The organism is Bradyrhizobium sp. WSM3983, from assembly GCF_000473045.1.
Taxonomy (GTDB): domain Bacteria; phylum Pseudomonadota; class Alphaproteobacteria; order Rhizobiales; family Xanthobacteraceae; genus Bradyrhizobium.
Map to the genome: position 1 here is coordinate 1 of NZ_AXAY01000017.1, position 16,593 is coordinate 16,593.

The following is a 16,593-nucleotide window of genomic DNA, read 5'->3' on the forward strand; positions in this document are numbered from 1 at the left end:
GCGATCTCGGGCACGCTGTCGATGCTGCTGCCGACCAGCGTCGCGCTCGTTATCTTCGGCCTGCTCGCCGAGGTGAACATCGGAAAACTCCTGATCAGCGGCATCATCCCCGCCATCCTCGTTACCTTCACCATCATGGCCACGATCTATTTCCTGGTCTGGCAGGATCCGTCGCGTGCACCCGCCGCGAAATCGGTGCCGTGGCGCGAAAAATTCGCACTGCTGTGGCAGGTTTCGCCGATGGTGGTGCTGTTCTCGATCGTCACGGGCACGATCTATCTCGGCGTCGCGACACCGACGGAGGCGTCGGCTTTCGGTGCGTTCGGCGCCTTTCTGCTGGCGATCGTCAAGGGCAAGATCACGCCGACCTCGCTGTACAAGACGCTGCTGCGCGCCAGCCACGGCACCTGCATGATCATCATGATCCTGGTCGGTGCCTCGATCTTCGGCTACTTCTTCACGCTCACCCACGTGACGCAGGATCTAGTCGCCTGGATCGGCTCCTTGCCGACCTCGCGCTGGGTCATCATCACGCTGATCCTGTGCGGCTACATCGTGCTCGGCTCCTTCATGGACCAGATCGCGATCCTGGTGCTGACCGTGCCGATCGTGCTGCCGCTGATCAAGACGCTCGGCTTCGACCCGATCTGGTTCGGCGTCATCAAGATCGTCACCGCCGAAGTCGGCATGATCACGCCGCCGGTCGGCCTGAACTGCTTCATCGTCGCCCGCTATGCGAAGCGGCCGGTGGCGGAGGTGTTCCATGGCACCTTCCCGCATTTCATCGCGCACCTGATTGCGATCGCGATTCTGGTCGCGTTTCCGTCGATCATTCTCTGGCTGCCCTCGCAGATGGGACGCTAAGATCGGAGCCGTGCGGCTCCCAGTAAGGAGATCAAGAACATGGATTTCGCGCTCACCGATCAGCAGGAAGCCATTCGCGACGCCATCGCAAAGATCTGCGAAGGCTTTCCCGATGCCTACTGGCTGAAGAAGGACCACGACGGCGGCTTCCCGCACGATTTTCACAAGGCGCTGGCCGACGCCGGCTGGCTCGGCATCTGCGTGCCGGAGGAATATGGAGGCTCGGGGCTCGGCATCACCGAAGCCGCGATCATGATGCGCACGATCGCGGAATCCGGCGCCGGCATGTCCGGTGCGTCTGCGGTGCACATCAACGTGTTCGGTCTCAATCCCGTCGTCGTGTTCGGCACCGAGGAGCAGCGCAAGCGCATGCTGCCGCCGATGGTCGAGGGCCGCGAGAAGGCCTGCTTTGCCGTCACCGAGCCCAACACCGGCCTCAACACCACGCAGCTCAAGACCCGGGCGGTCGCCAAGAACGACCGCTACATCGTCAACGGCCAGAAGGTGTGGATCTCCACCGCGCAGGTCGCGCACAAGATTTTGCTGCTGGCGCGCACCACCCCGCTGGAGGAGGTGCGCTCGCCGACCCACGGCCTCAGCCTGTTCTACACGGATTTCGACCGCACGAAGATCAAGGTCCACGAGATCGAGAAGATGGGCCGCAAGATCGTCGATTCCAACGAGCTGTTCTTTGAGGATTTCGAGATCCCGATGGAGGACCGCATCGGCGAAGAAGGCAAGGGTTTCCAGTACATTCTCGAGGGCATGAACCCGGAGCGTATCCTGATCGCGGCGGAAGCCGTCGGTCTCGGCAAGCTCGCGCTGTCGCGCGCGACCGAATACGCCAAGACACGCGTCGTGTTCAATCGTCCGATCGGCAAAAATCAAGGCATCCAGCATCCGCTCGCGGTGAACTGGGTCGAGCTCGAGGCGGCCTGGCTGATGGTGATGTCGGCGGCGTGGCAATACGACAAGGGCATGCCCTGCGGCGCCGCGGCCAATGCCGCAAAATATCTCGCGGGCGAGGCCGGCTTCTCGGCTTGCGAGCAGGCGGTGATGACCCATGGCGGCTTTGGCTACGCCAAGGAGTTCCACGTCGAGCGGTACTTGCGCGAGGTGCTGATCCCGCGCATCGCCCCGGTCAGTCCGCAACTCGCGCTCAGCTTCATCGCGGAAAAGGTGCTGGGCCTCGCCAAATCGTACTAATCTTGCCCGCGGATAATTTGGCAGGATCGCCATGAACCTCGCTCATCATCTGCTGCGTGCCGCCAGAGCCGATCCCTCTGCGCCGGCGTTGCTCAAGGGATTGACGCCGGTGGCCGATTACGGCCGGCTCGCCGCGACGGTGGCGTCGCTGGCCGTATCGCTGCAAAAGCGCCTTGGTCTTGGCAAAGGCGACCGCGTCGCGCTTCTGATGAAGAACGAGCCCGACTATGTCGCCTGTCTCTACGCCTGTTGGCATGCCGGGCTGGTCGCTGTTCCCATCAATGCCAAGCTGCATCCGCGCGAGGTCGCGTTCATTCTCGACAATTCGGGCGCCGCGGTCGTGTTCGTGACCGAGGACATGTCGAGCGTCGCCTCGGAAGCCTTGGCGCTCGGCGCAGGCAAGCCGTGCATCGTCGAGATCGGCTCAGCGGAGCATCGTAGCTTCGAAAGGGCCGATGGTATCGCGATTACCGATGTCGCGATCACCGATCCGGCCTGGATCTTCTACACCAGCGGCACCACGGGGCGGCCCAAGGGCGCGGTGCTGAGCCATCGCAACCTGCTTGTCATGGCGCTGAATTATCTCGCCGAAATCAACCCGATCGTGCCCGGCGAGGCGCTCTTGCACGCCGCGCCCATGTCGCACGGCTCCGGCCTCTACATGGTGCCGCATGTGCTCGGCATGGGGGCCCAGATCATTCCCGAAAGCTGTCGCTTCGAGCCCGACGAGATCCTCGATCTGACGGCAAGGCGCGACGGCATCTCTTTTTTCGCCGCACCCACGATGGTGCGGCGTCTGACGGTCGCCGCGGAAGCTGCGGGCGTGAGCGCCCCGGGGCTGAAGACCATCATCTATGGCGGCGGTCCCATGTATGTCGCCGATTGCAAAGCGGCGCTTTCCGTATTCGGATCAAAACTCGCGCAGATCTATGGTCAGGGCGAGACGCCGATGACCATCACGTATTTGCCGAAATCCATGCATGTCCATACCGGACATCCACGCTACGAGGAACGCCTTGCATCGGTCGGCATCTCCCAGGGCGTGGTGCAGGTCCGCACCGTGGACGAGGCGGGGCGCGATGTCGCGCCTGGCGAGATCGGCGAGATCATCGTGCGCGGCGATACCGTAATGTCCGGCTATTGGCAGAATCCGGAGGCGACTGCGAACACACTGCGCGACGGTTGGCTCTACACCGGCGACATGGGCGCGTTCGATGCGGATGGCTTCCTTACCCTGAAGGACCGGTCCAAGGACGTCATCATCTCCGGCGGTACCAACATCTATCCGCGCGAGGTCGAGGAAGTGCTGCTGCGGCACGAGGCGGTCGCCGAAGTCTCGGTGATCGGCCGGCCACATCCGGAATGGGGCGAGGAGGTCGTTGCGGTCGTCGTTCCCGTGACGGGCAAGAGGGTAACATGCAACGAGCTCGACAAGATCTGCAAAGCCTGGATCGCGCGCTTCAAGCGGCCGAAGCATTATTATCTCACCAGTGAGCTGCCGAAGAACAGCTACGGCAAGATCGTGAAGACGGAGCTGCGCACGCTGCTCGGCGAATCCTCCGCGCGCCTTGAGCCGATGGACTAGCCGGCGATGCCGCAGGAAGCAGCACCGATTGATTTCGCCGGCCTGATCCGCGACGGCGATCTCGTCGTGCGCGGGCAGGCGACCGCAGAGCCGGTGACTCTGACCGAAGCACTGGTGACGTGACCCTGCCACTGAGTATTTCCTCCAGAAGGAGTTAGAGTCCGGCCCGAAAAAGGACGGACAAATGAAGCGAGCAAGGTTCACGGAAGAGCAGATTATCGCGGTATTGAAGGAGCATGAGGCTGGGGCGAAGACGGCTGACCTGGCTCGCAAGCATGGGATCTCCGAAGCGACGATCTACAATTGGAAGGCCAAATTCGGCGGCATGGACGTTTCCGAGACGAAGCGGCTGAGGACCTTAGAAGAGGAGAACGCGAAGCTGAAGAAGCGTCTGGCCGAGCAGATGCTCGACGCGGCCGCCCTTCGCGAGCTGCTTTCAAAAAAATGGTAGGGCCCGCCGCCAAGCGCGCTGCGGTCGTGCATCTGCAGGCCGTCATGAGCCTGTCGGAACGGCGGGCCTGCTCGATCGTGGGCGCAGATCGGAAGTTGGTCCGTTATCGCTCCCGCTGCCCTGCAGACGCGGCTCTGCGTAGCCGGTTGCACGATCTCGCCAACGAGCGGCGGCGTTTCGGCTACCGCCGGTTGTTCGTCCTGCTGCGGCGGGAGGGTGAGCCATCGGGGATCAACCGGATCTACCGGCTTTATCGTGAGGAAGGGCTCACCGTCCGCAAGCGGCGGGCTCGCCGCAAAGCTGTGGGGGCCCTTGTCCCGATCCTGATCGAGGCGAGGCCAAACGCGCGCTGGTCGCTGGACTTCGTCCACGACCAGTTCGCCAACGGCCGGCGCTTCCGCATTCTCAACGTCGTCGACGACGTCACTAAGGAATGCCTGGGCGCCATTCCGGAGACGTCGATCTCGGGGCGGCGGGTGGCCCGCGAACTGACCGCAATCGTCGAGCGACGCGGCAAGCCAGGAATGATCGTGTCCGACCATGGCACCGAGTTCACCTGCAACGCCATGCTCGCCTGGAGCAAGGACACGGTCATCGATTGGCACTTTATCGCGCCGGGAAAGCCGATGCAGAACGGCTTCATCGAAAGTTTTAATGGCCGGATGCGCGATGAACTGCTCAACGAGACCCTGTTCTTCGATCTGGATGACGCTCGCGCGAAGATCGCCAACTGGATCGCCGACTACAACATCCGGCGGCCTCACTCGTCGCTGAAATACCTGACCCCCGCGGCCTATGCCGCTCACCTCACCGCAACGGACGATCGGCTGCGCAACCCCGACCAGCTCCGCCGATCGTCCGTTGCTCCATCCGCGCCACTTGGCATACAAAACCCCGAGACTCTAACTGCTGCTGGATGAAAATTCAGTGGCAGGCCAAAAGGTCGAAAAACTTCGAAAGCGAAGGATTAGGCTCTACAACCAGTTTCCGCTGCTACGTAACACGAATGATCACCATTTAGTACTCTACCAGCTCCTGGAGATGCTCGACGAGATGGGCGTACGCAATCTCTCGATCTTCATTCCAGACCCGATCAACTTCTCCGCGGCATTCCGCGTGCGTTTGAATCGTGTGTGGCGCATAGCTGATCATCTTAACGTCACCTCACGACGCGCTTTGTATTCGGCTCCAAAGTCGGAAAAGCAACGCGAGAAAACTACATTGCAGCGAATGACGGCGATTTCCAAATTCGCGCGCGATGGCAGTCTGCTTTTCTCTCCCGATTCTCCTGAGCATCTTGATATCCCCGGAAAGATCGACTTCATGCTGTGGAAGGAAGGGGGCCATAACGGCTGAAATTGAGGGAGCGGCGCCTGCTGGGATAGGGCGTTCAAGAGCCGCAACGTTCGCATGCGGAGAAAGGAAAGTCTGCGGCGAGGGTGAGAGCGAATTGTGAGGCTGATAGAGGACGTGAATATGTCTGTTCGAACTCGAACCGTTACCCGGAGTGCGGAATCCGCTCTATGTCGCCCCTCGGTCCGAGATGTTCTCTCCCGCCATTCTGATCTCAAGTCGCTTCCGTTCCAAGAAGAGGTCGCGCAAGATTCCGGGATGTCCCCGGCCTCTACTGGCTCCCATACAGTCGCCCCTTTCTGCTTTGCAACGGGCACCACGGATGCCGACGGAGAGGCGTGCGATGCGCCATGTGCGATGATGAGGATGAACGCGCAGACTGCCGAGCAGCGAGATTGCAGGCGGGTCGAGCGGCGCCCTCGACCATGCGGGTGACGATCCGACGCTTCGAGGCCGGGGGCCCGAGTTGGTCGCCGGACGCGGTTTTGGAAGCTCAGGCTGTTTGCCCGATCCGTCTTGGGGAGCCCACGGGCAGGGGCGGCTTGCCGACGAGCGACAGCGTAGCCGTGCACCGCGGCTCAAGCGCAGGCACGTGACGCTGCAATCTGCCGGAGGAGGACATTGCCGCCGAGCCCGGCGGCTATTGGTACTCACGCTTCTGCGCGGTCATCGCCCGATCGAAACATCACCTTTCTGGGGAATGCGGCAGGAACATTCCTGTTCAACTTGATTCGCTTGGCGAGGAATCGAGAAACTTTCAATATCGTCTATCTCGATGGTAGCCATTCGATCTATGTCGATCTGGCGGCCGCCATCGCAGCAGTGCGGCTGTTGAGGCCTGGCGCTCTGTTCCTTTTCGATGATGTGAGGTTTTCCTTCGGAAGAAGGCATTTGATCCAGACCACAGCTCAAGATGCGGATGCCGATGAGACCAGGCAGTTGACCGAGGATGAGGCCAGCGAAGCTCACGTCACGATCATCATTCGCGACTACCTAATCCCTTTGTTCAGCTTTGAGGTGGAGCGGCCGTGGTCGGATCCTGATTGGATCGCACTCCGAGCGCCCAAGTCCGCCCCGTGGATGCAGGTCTGACGGTTCTCCACGATCGGGCTCCTCGACGGCGTTTGCACTCCTGCCAAGAGCGGGGCCGGGGGCGCCTTCTTGGCCCGCGTGATGTTGTGGTCGCGGCTGTTCGCATTGTTTGAAGCTACAAAGGTTACCGAGCACCGTGTCGTCGTTGTTTCGAAAATCGATGATCGATCTATGATCAAGGAGCCGGCCGACAAATCAAGTAGCAGCTCGCCACGACGCACTTTGCACTCCAAACGCGGTTGAGGCCTGAGGTCACGCCGCGCTGCATGCAAGTTGTGCCCTGTGTGCTCGGTCATGGTCTTTGCTTTCTGGTTCACGTGTTCAGTTTTGCAACGCTGCCCCTGCGTGCGAAGCTAGACTGAACGAGGCCCATGCTGCTTCGTGTCGACGGCCTTGATGTCCCGAGCCCCAGGTCAGGATGGCGTCGCCGGTGAGTTCGCTGCTGTTATGGCTGCCAGATCTTCGACTGCCCACCCTCAATCGCCGGCCGCTCCAGTTCCGGCGGCCATCCGGCTGCCGGAAAGCGAGGGCAGGCGCCTTGCCTTGTCGATGGCGCGTAAATCACTGGTCATTGCGGAAGGTGGCCATCCTCTGGAATTCTGCGCAATGGCGCAAAAATTGCTGGATTTCTGCGTGATCTGATCCTGCGTTGCGAGCTTGCAGCAGAAGGAACTGCTATCCGGACGAGATAAATGTCTTAGGCGAGATTGCCAAGGAGTTCGGTGTTACCAGAGAAGTCATGCTGCACGCACAAACGTCGTGTAGGCCTTCCGGTTCGAGCCGACCGCAAGCATATGACGGAGCCCGGCCACAGCGTGGCAATCGCGACAAATGCCGATTCTGACAGTGGCGGAAGGAGGACAATTGCGCGCACGGCACTGCGAACGATTCTGGATTTCGCTCGCAAGGTATTTGCATCGCGCGAAATGATCGTAAGCCCTCAAAGAGGCGGGGCTTCCGAATGGCGTCACTGCAACAGAACCGGACCGTGTTGAATTATCTGCATCCCATATCTTTTTTCCGTAACGAGACTTGCATTGCCGACCAAATGACCAAGAAGAGCATCTGCAGCGAGGCCGAATCTGCAGTGGCGCGCGAACACTCCATGTGCGGATTCGGCCCTATCGGTGAGATCATGGCGGCCGACCTTCATCGCGCGGATGCGCAGCCGGCGTCACCGGCGGCGTGCTTGAGCAGGAGTTGGAAAGTCCCACTCTCGTGCTGGCATCGAGAATATGGACAGGTGTATGAGCTGGGGTCTTTTGAACTTTGTTCCGGCGGAGCTCTGCGGCGAGGACGTTTCATGAGGATCGACTGCGAGGTGCATGCTTTCCGTCTTAAGAGCCGGCAGGCTGCGCCCATCATCGACGGCTCCATGGAAACTCTGGAAGGCGCCGCACGCGAATCGGAGATCACCGGGCTGGTCCTGGTCCAGCCTGCCTTCCTGAACGGCGACCCGGCCGAGCTCTTCGCCCAGGCGAGCCAGGCCCGGATGCCGGTGAGGCTCGTTCCTCCCCTCGAGCAACCGCTGGCGCCTGAAGTGCTGGAGGGGTGGGCTCGATCAGGCGCCGTCGGTTTGACGCTAACCCTGACCGATCCAGATCCACTGGCCGAATCCCTTGAAGCCGCCCTCCAGCTGGGCTTTCACTTGGAGGTGTCGGGTGGCCTGGAAGGACGTGAGCACCTTGCAGAGCCGCTTCTTGCGGACGGCCATCGACTGGTTTTCCGCGGCTTCGGACTTGCGGACAGCACCCGCGATCCCGCCTGGGATCCTCGCCTCGCGCGGCTCCTCGCGCTCGCGCAGGGCGCCGAGGTGTGGGTGAAGCTGTCGGGGATCGGACGCGTCCCAGACGGCTGGGCCCAGACAGCTGCGGCCAGGATGCTGCAGGAGCTCGGGCCGAAACAGCTGCTCTGGGGCTCGGAGTGGCCGCACGTCGCAGCCGCCCACGCCTACGCGCCATCCTATGCGCAGACATTTGAGTGGCTTCAGGAACTCGTCCCGGACGAAGACGCCCGAGGGCGGATCCTCGGCGAGACGCCTGCGGCCCTTTATCGATTTCGGTGAATCAAAACCTGGACACCTGCCGAAATGACCAAATGAGCATCGTCCAACGGAGCGCGGGCTCGCCGCCGAAGAGATTTCGCTCGAGGAACTGGCAGGTCGAGGGGGTCCATCGAAGCTTTCCGAGAACCCACACCGAATGCGCGTAGAACCGGTCGAGCGGAAGAGCAAGCCGGAACCGCATAGGTTTGGCTATGGATGCAGAAATCCAGACGACGGGTGGAGGTTATCTGTTGAGGGGCTGATGCCATGTCTGATCGACTTCCAATCTTCGAAGTTGTCCTGGAACAGCGCAGACAAAGATGGGTGTGGTCGGTTCTCACGACCGAAGGTACGCTGGTCATGACAGGTTCGAGAAGCAGCCGATCCGCGGCTCGCTATGAAGCCGACCGGGCGCTCTTTTTGATGCTGCTCAGCGCGCCCTACCATTCGCGGCTCTCGGAGCGAATGATCCAGGCCAACGAACAGGCTCGCGCGCGGCGCTCGCTTCCGCCCAAACTTTAGAGTTACTTGAGCTTCCGGAAACCGCGAGCTGGTAAGCCGTCTTCGTTTCGTCCGGGACTTAGCGGGCTGGCCAGTTCGCGGCGGTGATGGAGGTCCCCTCAACCGCTCGATATGGCTGCCGCTGTGGGTCCGAGCGGGAGCGGTCTCAATAGCGAGAGTTTGCTACTTGAGAGGAGCCGCGGTTGCTCACACGATCTCAAGCGGCTTCGAGGAGGGCGGCCTTTTTGCAAAGACGGACGAGCCACCGGCAAAAGGCCCGAGAGATTTCAGAATTGTCACTGCGGTCCACCGCATAGGCGCGATATTGCATGCCGCTGCCGGTCCGTGATCCCGGCACGACGTGCAGAGCGCCTCCGCGCACCAAATCGCTGACAACAATTTCGGGTGCCACCAGAAGGCATTTTCCCGTCATGACCGCCGGTAGAGCAAGGTAATTGTGATCGTATCGCGCGCCCGACTTGATGTCGGCAAAGGTCAGGCTCATCGCGCGCAGCCAGGTGGGCAGTATGTCGGGCCGGGATGTGATGTTCAGAATTGGCATAGAGCGAACGATCGAGAGGTTCTTGCCATTCACGTGATTTGGCGAGCCTACACAGACGAGTTGCTCGTTGTAGACCTCCCAATCGTCGGCCGGTTCGATCATCGAAAGATCGCGAGTAATCAACACGTCGTAGTCGTCCGACGATGTCGGCTGAGACAGTGAACTCGTGACATCCACGATGACGCCACCCATCTCGGCGGAAAATGCCTGGAGATTCGGAATCAGAAGGGAGTAGGCGAACGTCGAAAGCGACGTCCGCACCACAATCCGGTTGGCGCTTGGGCGAGTCCGCCGGCGCATCCTTTTTGCGGTGAAGCACACTGTGTCCAATGGTTCGGCGACCGTGTTCGCAAAAAGCCTTCCGAATTCCGTCAATTCGCTTCGTTTCCCGCGTCGCGCGATGAGGTCGGTCCCCAGATACTCCTGCAGCACGGCGAGATAGCGGCTGACCGAGCTCTGTGTCACTCCCAGCGCGCTGGCCGCGCGCGTGACGCTTCCTTCTCGCGCAATCGCCACGAACACCCGAATCGCGTTGATGGGCACTTCATCGTCGTCGCTGGCCATCTTCTATTCCGGCGGGTCCTGGGATGTCCGCTCATTTCGCGGTGGTGCATTATCAACCGAAGATATTCCATCACATTATTCGATGCTTATCGCTTATTTGATGTTTACAGCCGGATTGCTGCTTGTCGATGATGGTTCGCGCATAAAACCTGCGCGCTTGAAATAGGCACGACCCGTACCGCAGGCCCATCACGTCAATCGATCTTCCCCCGGAGCCGCATCTTAAGCGCCCCGTGAGAATGGTCGTCGATGCCTGTCCTCGCAATCGACCTGCAGCATCGGCCTCGTGATCGTCTGACAGGCGCTGAGACGCCACTTACTGCATTGAAATCTTGATGGCGGGGAGAATGCTGCGTTCAGCGGAGGAACCGAGCTTCAGCGGCCTTAACCTCGTCCATCTTCTGAAGTCTGAAAATTTCCTCCACCGGCAGAATGTCTTTGTGAACGTTCTGGACGCCACCGTCGGCGATAATTCGGCGGAAGGTCTCCTGCATGGCAGTTGCGGCAGCGCGGATGCCATAGTTGCCGTAGATCATCATGCGTATGTTGCGGAGCGCCTTGACGCGCTCGGCGTCGAGATCCGGGTAGGCGTTCGGCACAATGACCAGCGGCACGGCTCCGGCCCAGGCCCGCGAAAAACTTTCGATCTCGGAAGGATCCTTCTTTTTCGAATGGATCAGGATCATGTCGGCGCCGGCCTTTACATAAGCTTTCGCGCGATCGAGGGATTCCGCTTCGCCAAGGCCTGCGATCAGGGCTTCGGTGCGCGCGATGACCAGAAAATTTGGGTCTCGTCTCGTCGAAACCGCAGCCTCGATCTTGCCCTGAAACTCTTCAACGCGCAGCAGTTCCTGGCGGCCGCCGGCAACAAGGCTTGTCACTTTCGGAAAGGTCTTGTCCTCGATGACAACGGCGCTGGCGCCGGCCCGCTCGTATTCGCCGATGGCATGAATGACATTGACCGCATTACCGTAGCCCGTATCGATGTCGGCCACGATCGGAAGGGTCGTGCGTCCGGCGATCGCCCACAGCATGTCAAGATGCTGGGTCATCGAGATCAGGCTCATGTCCGGCAGGCCATAAAGCGCCGACAGTTCGAAACCGGAAGCCCACACGCCATCAAATCCGGCTTGTTCTGCGAGGATCGCCGAAAACGGGCTATGAGCGGCCATGATGTGGACAAGGCCGGTCTCGGTCATGCGGGAGCGGAGGCGTTTGGCGGGGGACATCGGAGAGACCTTTCAGGACAGAGCCGCGCAGGCTGCGATGATGCGATCGCACCCGCGAGTGAGGTCCTCGAGCGAGGAGGCATAGGAAATGCGGATAAAGGGTGAGGCCATAAAGCCGCTGCCGGGCACGACGGCCACGGCGAAAGCGTCGAGCAGATACATGGCGAAATCGGTGTCGGTTTCGATCACCTTGCCATCTGGCGTGCGTCTGCCGATCACACCCGCGCAGGAGGGGAAAACGTAGAAGGCTCCGTCCGGCACCCGGCACGAAAGCCCTTCCGCCTGGTTCAGCTTGGTGACGACGACATCGCGGCGCTCGAGAAATGCGCTCGAGAATTCCTTGATATGACTCCTGCCGCCGGACAACGCCTCGATGGCGGCATATTGCGAAATCGAGCTGGTGTGCGAGGAGGTCTGGCCTTGGACGAGGTTCATGGCCTTGATAAGTGACGAAGGTCCCGCGCCGTAACCGACACGCCAGCCGGTCATGGCGTCGGCCTTGGACACTCCGTTGACCGTCAGTGTGCGCTCATAGAGATCCGGCGCGACCGCGGCCATGGTCGCGAAGGCCGCGTTGTAGGTGAGCTTCTCATAGATGTCGTCGGACAATACATGGACATGGGGATGCCGGCGCAGCACCGCGGCGAGTGCAACCAACTCGCCTTGGGTGTAGACCGCACCCGTCGGATTACATGGCGAATTCAGCATCAGCCATTTGGTGTGCGGCGTGATTGCTGCCTCCAACGCCTCGGGACGCAGCTTGAATCCATGGAATTCATCGCAAGGGACGAGAACCGGCTTCCCACCAGCGAGTGCCACCATATCGGGATAGGAGACCCAGCAAGGCGTCGGGATCACCACCTCCTCACCCGGATCGAGGCTGGCGAAGAGCGCGTTGAAGACAACTTGCTTGGCACCACAACCCACGGTGATCTGGTCGATACCGTAATCGAGCCCGTGATCGCGACTGAGGCTCTTGCAGATCACCTCGCGCAGCGGCTTGATCCCGGCGACGGGCGTATATTTCGTCCGCCCGTAGAGGATCGCCCGAATGCCGGCTTCGCGGATCGTGGAGGGCGTGTCGAAATCCGGTTCGCCCTGACTGAGCGTGATGACATCGACGCCCTGATCACGCAATTCGGCGGCGCGAGCCGTCATGGCCTTGGTTTCAGAGGCGCGGACGACTTTGAGCCGTGCTGCAATGAGAGACAAAATAGAAGGCCTGCGAACTCAAAAGGGAAATTGCCAAAGCCTTCTACCTGCTCTCAAACGATCTAACCAATCTTGTCATCGCATTTTTGAGCGAAATGATCGAAAATCGCGATAATTTCATTGCATCCGGATACGGCTGCAGACGCGCGCCATCCAGCAACAGAGAGTCGGGCGAGATAAGTATTGCCGCTGCGATCGATCGCAAAGGCGGTACTGCATACCGCTTGGCACCTCCTATCTCTGGCAGCATGGCGAGGCCGCGGCGGGGAGGAGGTAGGAGACAAAGATTTCGCAGGAGGCCAGCAGGCATTTGCGGGTCGTGACGACCGGAAACGCGAGCTGCTCGTGGTTGTAGCGTGTCCGTGTTGAATTCGTCCGCCAGCGCGGTGCCGGTCATTAACGCCAGGGCACAGGTAGCAGCGCCCAGCGCCGTGGTGTCCTGAAAATGCAATTCATCGCTAGCATTACCTTGCGTGGCATGGAGATGCCGCGTCCCGCAGCAGACAATTGCGACAACCAGGGAAGCTGCACCTGTTGACCCGCAGCGAGCTAAAAGGCGGGCCAATCGGCTTATGCTTTGGAACATGAGAGTGCATTGGTTAGGCAGGTGGTCCGAGCGAACGCGCGGCACGTGCTTGCTGTCCGAAGCAACCGGGCACTTGTTTACTGTCGGCTCATGTTGCGAACTCAACGTCGCTCTCTAGGACAACCGCTGCATATTCTATTGTCTTAAAGCCAAATCGACCTACGGCGGGACTGTCGGCAAATTCATGACGTGAGGGATGCCTGAACACGCGCAGGCGGATCCGTATTTTCCCCAAGATCACCGCGCGATGCGGCGATCCGCGCCATGCTTTTTTCAGATCCTCTCAAAAGCCGGTCTCAAGTCAGCACCTATCACTCGTCGGCGTGGCGATCGGGGTTGCGATGTACACTTGCCCGCCGCTCGATGACATCATAGGCGACCTGAAAATGAGCGACGGCCTCGCGCCTTGTGGCGGACGTCACTTTTTCCGATACGACGTCCTTGAACATGGCGTTGTCGAGCATCGCCACCGCCAGCCAACTTCCTCAGTTTCGCGTTCTCATACTCCAGCGCCTTCTTGGGATCGGACACTTCCAGCCCGCCTATTTTGGCGTTCCATTTGTAGAAGGTCGTGCTGCTGATCCGACTTTGCGGCCCGCGTTGGCCCGTCTTCGCCCGGCTTCCAGCTCCCGTAAGGTCCCGATTCTTCCGTGAACCGGCTCGGCGTCATGTCCACCCTCCGAGGTGATGCACCCTACCAATTCTTAGAGGAGATCGCGGGGCTCAATTTAGTTAGAAGCTCCTTGAGGCTGATATCCATTGGAATGGCCTCGTCTTCGAAGCTGGCAGGAGGGGGGCTATGCCAAGAGATAACCGCTTTGCCGACCGGAGGACGTTGTCAGTTTTGCTGGATCGGACTTTGCTGGGCTCTGTCTGCCGTAACCACAGCAATCCTTTTCGCTTGGCTGCTATACTAGAGCTGTTACCTGCCATATCCATACGAACGATATTGGTAGCGCTCACAGATATCTTCGACGGTTATGCCCGGCAGGCCAAGTGATTTTCCTGGCCTGCTACTAGTCTTGCGCTATTGATGACTGCATTAGCTTGGTTCTCAAAGCTCCTTCTTTCCAATGTTGGAACGACCCTCCTCACGTGCGGTATCTTGCGGGTTACTTTACGCACTTGCATCGTGGGCGCGCACCCGCGGCAAGAACATCCAATCCGCGGAGGAAGCAGGCAGACCTGATCCCGGCCTCTCGCCGGTCTTGAATGCGGGATCAGCGGAGATCGGTATGGACATCGAAGAAATTTCGGAAACGGATCCCAGATCGGTGCTCAATCCATTCACTCAGCCTTCATGACCACGTCACCGGATGGCGATCCCACCATTATTGAAGCGGCAAAGCGGGATCCGCATTCGCGATGCTGATGGTCAGGAATATACTGACGTTTTGGCTGATCTTGATGTCAACGTTTTCAAAGGAACCCCGATTTTTGCAAAGCTTCGAAAGCTTTCGTGCGGATGTCGAGAGCATGTTCGATATATTGGAGCGGACGCTAAGCAACCTCTTCGGGCTTCTGCAACACAATGGAGGACGACTCTCAACGCGTGCCTGCGACAACGAATTGTCCGAACTTCCCCAGATGAAGTCACGCAAAGTAACTTCCACCTTGTCCACCACGGTCAACTACTATCGCTGGTAATTGCTCTAGATGACAGAAACATGCCACACGTTGATTGATGAGCCGCTTCAGTCTCTCAGCTTTGGCAGGAACCCCCGTGGTGCAACCCCTCCCCGATATCTTGCCAGCATATCCCTCTGCAGGATTTCTCCAGCGGATCAAAATCCGGCATCGGCCAGACGTCTGCCCGCCTTGGCCGCTCTTTGAACACATACCTCAAGGCGCCTCTGTCCTTGATATTGGCTGCGGAGTCGGATGGCATCTGGTCACGCTCGCAGCGCTCGGTCGGATCTCGAGCGGCTACGGAGCCGATGTCAGTTCGAAAGCTGTTGGGCAAGCCGCGCTAGCGGCGAAAAATTATCCGCTGTCTGACCTGACATTTCAGGTCATTGACTCGATCGACGATGTTCCCCAAGAGCAGTTCGATGTGGTGATGATGATCGATGTCATGCACCATGTTCCGCTCGAATACCGCAATGCCACTTTCGTAGGATGCATCAAGAGAACCAAGCCGCGCGGCTTTTTCATTTACAAGGACATGGCGGACGAGCCGTTCTTAAGTGCCTTTCTCAACCGGTTGCATGACTTAGTCAGCGCAAGGGAAATGATCCGTTATCTGCCTCTTGAAGCCGCGCTGGAATGGGCCGCAAACTTTGATCTGCAATTGATCCTTCGTTCCCATTACACAAAATTGTTTTATGGGCACGAGCTTTTGGTATTCCGGAAACCCTAGAACGTCTCAAGCGCAGCCACGGTCCGGGCAGCTGCGTAGGCGCGCGAAGATGTGGCACCGCCGTTGTTAAATGGGTTTGCCAAGATAGAGCGAAAACAACCGTGCCTCTGCAAGCGTTTCCGTAAACCCGTGGCTATTTGTATCAGCCCGCTCTGATTGATCTGGGGGCCGGCAAACTGGACCATTTGGGTTAGAGTTTTCGTTTCCGAAACCCCTCGGCTGGGAAGAGCGAAGGACGATAAAGGCCTCAAAATTTTCCGACGCCCAGAAGGCTTTCATGCTGAAGCAGGGCAACGATGGGGTCCCGGTTGCGGAGATCTGCTGCAAAGTCGGGATCAGCCAAGCGGCGCATTTCAACAGGAAGAAAAAGTATGGCGGATTGCTGCCGACAGAGATCCGATGGTTGAAGCAGCTCAAGGAGGAGATAGCAAGCTGAAGAAGCTGGTGGCTGACGTGTAGCTCGACAAGGAGGTACTGCAGCACGTGTCCGCCGAAAGCTATCAGGCCTAGCCGGAAGCGCCAACTGGTCAACGAGGTCGGCAATAAATGGCAGGTCTCGATCTGTAGGGCCCTGCGCGGCTCTCGAGTTCAGGTCGACCTACCGTTACAAGTCTCGTCGCTCTGGCCAGGTTGCCCTCGAACAGTGGATCAGGGAGGTCTGCCATGCGCGCGTTCGCTACGGCTACCGCCGCGTTTGCGTCCTCCTTCGTCGAAGGGTGGTAGCGCTAGGGCCAGAACAAGACACGACGTGTCTAGGGCGAGTTGGGCAAGCAATTCGCAACAAAACGCCCAAGCGCCGGGTCAAGGCCAAGCCGCGCGATGACCGGACGCCGGCCGCACGGTCAACCGAGACCTGGGGATGGACTACGTCCACGACCAGTCATGGCCGGTTTCTATTTGAAAGCTGCAGCAATCTCCTTGTCTGGCTCGCTGAAGTCTGCGGCAACCGGCATCGCAACTGGCGCGAGTCGGATCGGCAGGGCAT

Annotated in this window: 13 protein-coding genes and 2 pseudogenes; 11 read left to right on the plus strand and 4 right to left on the minus strand. The window is 59.6% G+C overall.

The features are described 5' to 3' along the window. From YUA_RS0123540 to YUA_RS47025, 9 genes and pseudogenes are all read left to right on the plus strand, one after another. On the plus strand, positions 1 to 864 hold an 864-nt coding region (locus tag YUA_RS0123540; RefSeq protein WP_027529305.1), incomplete at its 5' end, for a TRAP transporter large permease. Positions 865 to 903: 39 nt separating this feature from the next. Further along, on the plus strand, positions 904 to 2,070 hold the full coding sequence (locus tag YUA_RS0123545; protein ID WP_027532914.1) for an acyl-CoA dehydrogenase family protein: 1,167 nt from the start codon (positions 904 to 906) through the stop codon (positions 2,068 to 2,070). 31 nt (positions 2,071 to 2,101) lie between these two features. Further along, a complete protein-coding gene (locus tag YUA_RS0123550) occupies positions 2,102 to 3,655 on the plus strand; it encodes a class I adenylate-forming enzyme family protein (protein ID WP_027532915.1) in 1,554 nt (517 codons plus the stop codon). 184 nt (positions 3,656 to 3,839) lie between these two features. Beyond that, positions 3,840 to 3,992: pseudogene (locus YUA_RS51820) on the plus strand (transposase); the annotation flags it as partial. Next, a complete protein-coding gene (locus YUA_RS0123565) occupies positions 3,959 to 5,026 on the plus strand; it encodes an IS3 family transposase (RefSeq protein ID WP_245285240.1) in 1,068 nt (355 codons plus the stop codon). The pseudogene YUA_RS51820 and the gene YUA_RS0123565, both read left to right, overlap by 34 nt. Positions 5,027 to 5,033: 7 nt before the next feature. After that, a complete protein-coding gene (locus tag YUA_RS0123570; RefSeq protein ID WP_027532918.1) occupies positions 5,034 to 5,462 on the plus strand; it encodes a hypothetical protein in 429 nt (142 codons plus the stop codon). Positions 5,463 to 6,080: 618 nt separating this feature from the next. Continuing rightward, a complete protein-coding gene (locus YUA_RS0123575; RefSeq protein ID WP_156947203.1) occupies positions 6,081 to 6,551 on the plus strand; it encodes a hypothetical protein in 471 nt (156 codons plus the stop codon). Positions 6,552 to 6,947: 396 nt separating this feature from the next. Then, on the plus strand, positions 6,948 to 7,193 hold the full coding sequence (locus YUA_RS50115) for a hypothetical protein (protein WP_156947204.1): 246 nt from the start codon (positions 6,948 to 6,950) through the stop codon (positions 7,191 to 7,193). A gap of 319 nt (positions 7,194 to 7,512) precedes the next feature. Then, positions 7,513 to 8,616, plus strand: coding sequence for an amidohydrolase (locus YUA_RS47025; RefSeq protein ID WP_027532920.1), 1,104 nt, complete (start codon positions 7,513 to 7,515; stop codon positions 8,614 to 8,616). 697 nt (positions 8,617 to 9,313) lie between these two features. Here the strand turns inward: YUA_RS47025 and YUA_RS0123595 are convergent. The 4 genes from YUA_RS0123595 to YUA_RS50120 form a co-directional block, all read right to left on the minus strand. Next, positions 9,314 to 10,222 carry a LysR family transcriptional regulator gene (locus YUA_RS0123595; protein ID WP_027532923.1) on the minus strand — a complete coding sequence of 303 codons (909 nt, stop codon included), beginning with the start codon at positions 10,220 to 10,222 and terminating at the stop codon, positions 9,314 to 9,316. 356 nt (positions 10,223 to 10,578) lie between these two features. Further along, a complete protein-coding gene (locus YUA_RS0123600) occupies positions 10,579 to 11,421 on the minus strand; it encodes an isocitrate lyase/phosphoenolpyruvate mutase family protein (protein ID WP_245285241.1) in 843 nt (280 codons plus the stop codon). Between the two features lie 42 nt (positions 11,422 to 11,463). After that, the gene (locus tag YUA_RS0123605; RefSeq protein ID WP_027532925.1) at positions 11,464 to 12,663 is read right to left on the minus strand and encodes a pyridoxal phosphate-dependent aminotransferase; all 1,200 of its coding nucleotides are present in this window, start codon (positions 12,661 to 12,663) and stop codon (positions 11,464 to 11,466) included. Between the two features lie 897 nt (positions 12,664 to 13,560). Beyond that, a complete protein-coding gene (locus YUA_RS50120) occupies positions 13,561 to 13,719 on the minus strand; it encodes a hypothetical protein (protein WP_198029496.1) in 159 nt (52 codons plus the stop codon). A 1,253-nt stretch (positions 13,720 to 14,972) separates the two neighbouring features. Between YUA_RS50120 and YUA_RS0123620 the strand changes: the two genes are divergently transcribed. Together YUA_RS0123620 and YUA_RS51825 are read left to right on the plus strand one after the other, a co-directional pair. Next, on the plus strand, positions 14,973 to 15,608 hold the full coding sequence (locus YUA_RS0123620) for a bifunctional 2-polyprenyl-6-hydroxyphenol methylase/3-demethylubiquinol 3-O-methyltransferase UbiG (RefSeq protein ID WP_198029497.1): 636 nt from the start codon (positions 14,973 to 14,975) through the stop codon (positions 15,606 to 15,608). 238 nt (positions 15,609 to 15,846) lie between these two features. Further along, a pseudogene (locus tag YUA_RS51825) lies at positions 15,847 to 16,488 on the plus strand (transposase); the annotation flags it as partial. Positions 16,489 to 16,593 lie beyond the last annotated feature (105 nt).